At 34.3% G+C, this 4,035-nt stretch carries 5 protein-coding genes; all 5 read right to left on the bottom strand.

Annotated elements, in window-relative coordinates:
• Positions 1–128 precede the first annotated feature (128 nt).
• Complete coding sequence (locus AACY61_RS09995) at positions 129–653, bottom strand: DUF4136 domain-containing protein (protein ID WP_339611435.1); 525 nt, start codon at positions 651–653, stop codon at positions 129–131.
• 77 nt (positions 654–730) lie between these two features.
• Entirely contained in the window at positions 731–1,738 is a 1,008-nt protein-coding gene (gene obgE, locus AACY61_RS09990; RefSeq protein WP_339611434.1) for a GTPase ObgE, read from the bottom strand.
• Positions 1,739–1,784: 46 nt separating this feature from the next.
• Positions 1,785–2,894: an adenylate kinase gene (locus tag AACY61_RS09985; RefSeq protein WP_339611433.1), complete on the bottom strand. Its 1,110-nt coding sequence runs from the start codon at positions 2,892–2,894 to the stop codon at positions 1,785–1,787.
• 161 nt (positions 2,895–3,055) lie between these two features.
• Entirely contained in the window at positions 3,056–3,448 is a 393-nt protein-coding gene (locus AACY61_RS09980) for a response regulator transcription factor (RefSeq protein WP_339611432.1), read from the bottom strand.
• Between the two features lie 157 nt (positions 3,449–3,605).
• Positions 3,606–4,035: YaiO family outer membrane beta-barrel protein (locus AACY61_RS09975; RefSeq protein WP_339611431.1), on the bottom strand; the 430-nt coding region annotated here is incomplete at its 5' end.

The raw sequence follows: 4,035 nt of genomic DNA, 5'->3' as shown, positions 1-4,035 counted from the left end.
AAAGTTCTCACCCTTTGTAAAGGACCCATTTTGTGCTGTCAGGCACATTGTAGAGGCAAATATTAGAAAAAACAAAACCGCAATTGCTTTCATCAGGTTGTATTTTGTTATGTTTAAGTTTAAATGCATCAATTTTTTTTATTTGGTGGAAAGGGTTTAAAAATCTTGGCCAATATTTTTGCATAGTAATTATCTTTTTGTTTTGGATTTGCTTTTACTTTATAATCTCCATTAGCCTTAGCCTGCCAAATGAGCAAATCAGTTTTAGTGTCGATAATATCAATAGTCAATAATTGATTGACCTCATCACCGCCTATGGGAATTCCTCCTGAAACTCCTACTGATGAATTTCTACCGGAGCTTCCAATTCCTATTCCGATTGTGTTTTGAGACTTGGATATAAATTCTTCACTATAAAAATTAACCAAAAACTGAGGGTTTTGAGATTTCAGGAATCCTTTTTCTTGAAGAATGCTATCGGTATATTTAAATATCCTGTTTTCATCGAGTTCACTTAAGCCGGAAGAAATTGAGGGGTAAAAATTGTAGGTTGAATATGTTGTAAAATCTTTTTCTGTATCATAATCATAGGTAGCTGTAGCTCCACAGGAGCATAGCAACACTAAAAAAAGTAAAGTATAAAAAACTTTCATTCCAGATAAAACTTGTTGTTAAATATACGAAAGCTTTGAAGCGAAGGGTTTTAAAGAAGTATTAAAGTTACAACTAACTATGCCTCAACGTGAAGCATTTTCCAGAGCTTATCTTTAAGTTCAGTCAACCCCTGTTGTGCAACAGAAGAAATAAATAAATAAGGAATTCCTTTAAACTGTTTATCGAGTTCTATTTTCATTTCTGCTTTCAACTCGTCATCAAGCATATCACTTTTTGTAATCGCAACTAGTCGTTCTTTATCAAGTAATTCAGGGTTGTATTTTTTGAGTTCGTTCAACAAAATATCATACTGTTCCTTAATATTTTTTGCATCTACAGGAATAAGAAACAACAAAGTTGAATTGCGCTCAATATGTCTCAAAAACCGATGCCCAATTCCTCTTCCTTCAGCAGCACCTTCAATAATCCCGGGAATATCTGCAATTACAAATGTTTGGAAATCTCGGTATTTTACAATTCCGAGATTGGGCTTTAGTGTGGTGAACTCATAATCTGCAATTTTAGGTTTTGCGGCAGTAACTACTGAAAGTAAGGTAGATTTCCCTGCATTTGGAAAACCTACCAATCCCACATCAGCAAGTATTTTGAGTTCGAGGGTAATGTCTTTTTCTTGAGCAGGTATGCCGGGTTGTGCGTATCTTGGTGTTTGATTTGTACTGGTTTTAAAATGCCAGTTTCCTCTACCTCCCATTCCTCCTTCCAGAAGGATTTTTTCTTCATTATTTTCCGTGATTTCAAAAACGACTTCCTGAGTTTCAGTATCTCTCACAACTGTTCCTAGAGGCACATCAATATAAACATCTTCACCATCGGCTCCTGTGCTTCTACCGCTGGACCCATGTTCGCCATGTCCTGCTTTGATGTGCCTCTGATACTTTAGGTGTAAAAGTGTCCAAAGATTATCTTTACCTCTTACAATTACGTGACCTCCACGACCCCCGTCTCCACCATCAGGCCCACCTTTTTCAATATATTTTTCACGGTGTAAATGTGCTGAACCTTGACCACCTTTTCCTGAAGAAACGTGCATCTTTACATAATCTACAAAATTACCTTCTGTCATTTCTTTATTTCAGGTTTATGGTTTCAATTGAAGTTTAATTTCCAATTTATAGTTTATCAATCACTTTACTTAAGCGTTCTGTTATTTCACTGATGCTCCCAACGCCATCAACCCCAAAATACTTATTTTGATTTTGATAATAATTTTTTAGGATTGCAGTTTCGTCATAATACACCTTAATCCGGTTTCTTATAATTGACTCATCAGAATCATCAGCTCTACCACTTGTTTTTCCACGTTCCAAAAGACGATTTACCAGCACTTCATCATCAACTTCGAGTGCAACCATTCCATCAACTTGTGTGTTTTTTTGTTTTAAAAGTTTGTCAAGTGCTTCTGCTTGAGCTTCAGTTCTAGGAAAACCGTCAAAAATAAAGCCGTTTGCTCCTTCATTTTTTTCGACTTCAGCTTTCAGCATTTTGATGGTTACTTCATCAGGTACAAGTTGACCTTGGTCCATATATGATTTGGCAAGTATTCCTAAATCGGTTTCATTTTTTATGTTGTATCTAAACACATCTCCTGTGGAGATATGAACCAAATTGTAAGACGCTTTCAGCACATCTGCTTGTGTTCCTTTTCCGGCACCCGGAGGGCCAAATAAAATAATGTTTGTCATGTTGTGTTGTGTTTTTAATTGATATATTTCGGGAAGGTTTCTGCCAAGACCATCATAATCCAGACCAAAACCAACAATAAATCTATTTGGAATTTCAATTCCGATATAGTCTATTTTTAAATTTTTCTTATAAGCCTCCGGTTTAAAAAACAGTGTTGCTGTTTTTAAAGATTTTGGGTTTTCTTTTTTAATAATTTCATAAAGGTGTTCTAATGTTATTCCGGTATCAACGATATCTTCAACCAAAATTACGACTCTATCTTTTAACCTTTCATTGACTCCAATAAGTTTGTTTACCTTTCCAGTTGTTTCAATTCCTTTATAAGATGCCATTTTAACAAAACTTACTTCACAATTGCCTTGAAATGTTTTCATTAAATCACTCATCACCATAAAGGCACCATTGAGAACACCAATAAACAATGGCGTTTCACCTTTTGTATCTGCTGAAATTTCAGAGGCAAGCTTGTTTATTGCAGTTTCTATCTGCTTTTTGGATATAAAGGGAACAAAATATTTGTCGTGAAGTTGAATCAAAATAGTGCTATGAAAAATGAAAGTGCAAATTTACGAAATATAAGGTATTTATACTTCGTATTTTACACTTAAAGTTTTTAGAAAGATATGATATAATAAAAATTACATCAGGATTTCACTGAAGAATTTTATTTAGAGAAAAAATGAAACGTGTATTGCTTTTAAATCGCGATACGAACTTCTTTTTTCATTAATAATCTTTTTACTCTTAGCAAAAATTCATTAGGATTGAACGGCTTTGCAACAAAATCGTCTGCTCCAAGTTTAAAGGCTTTAGTTACGGTACCTTCTTCTTCTCCCAAAGCAGAAAGAACGATAACAGGAATGTGTGAAAAGTTATTTTTACAATAGCTTGTTACTTCCAAACCCGATTTAAGTGGCAACATCACATCAGTGATTACCAAGTCCGGTTGAATTACATTCATGCGTTCAATGGCATCTAGTCCATTTTTGGCACTTGAAACTGCGTATCCTTCCTTTTTCAAGATAAAGTTTAGGATTCTTAATGTGAGTAGATCATCCTCTACCACAAGGATTTTTTCAGCATTACTCATAGGTTATATAAATTTGGGTCTTAATTGAAAGTGCTTCGGGCAAAAGCACATTACATAATGCTAAAATAGAAAAATATTTTAAGACTACAATATATTCTTACAATTATTTAGTATAAAATACATTTTTTATCGATAAAGTGCGCTTTAAGTAGAGATATTACAATCTGTAGTGTAGCATGAAAAAGGTTTCAAATTCATTTTGCCAATTATCCTCAATATACTCCTGCCTGTTAAAGACTAGCTGTAAACCAATTATAAAATGTTTTCCAAACTGTCTGAAATATCCTAGTCCAGCTCTGTAAGAATTGAGATCAACACGCTCATTTAAATCTGCAAGTATCACTCTTTCATCAGGAGATGTTCCGTAACCAAGAATAAAATTCACATAATCAAATCGGGTATTATAATAATAACGGGTTGTTAATGTGAGCGCCGGATATACATTTTTATTTTGCTCCTGAAAAAAAGATCTAAGGTGTATCCAATAAGAGCCGAAATACTTTCCAACTCCCACGATTCCAGCAGGTATGTTATTTTTTGCTACATAGGTATAACGAAACCCTATATCAACCTCCCACCCTTTTGTT

The organism is uncultured Planktosalinus sp., assembly GCF_963973675.1.
GTDB lineage: Bacteria > Bacteroidota > Bacteroidia > Flavobacteriales > Flavobacteriaceae > Planktosalinus.
This window is presented reverse-complemented; position numbering and strand designations above follow the sequence as displayed.

Bases quoted from the DNA above. Each gene is read 5' to 3' on its own strand.
- obgE (WP_339611434.1), bottom strand. From the start codon at position 1,738: ATGACAGAAGGTAATTTTGTAGATTATGTAAAGATGCACGTTTCTTCA.
- AACY61_RS09980 (WP_339611432.1), bottom strand. From the start codon at position 3,448: ATGAGTAATGCTGAAAAAATCCTTGTGGTAGAGGATGATCTACTCACA.
- AACY61_RS09995 (WP_339611435.1), bottom strand. From the start codon at position 653: ATGAAAGTTTTTTATACTTTACTTTTTTTAGTGTTGCTATGCTCCTGT.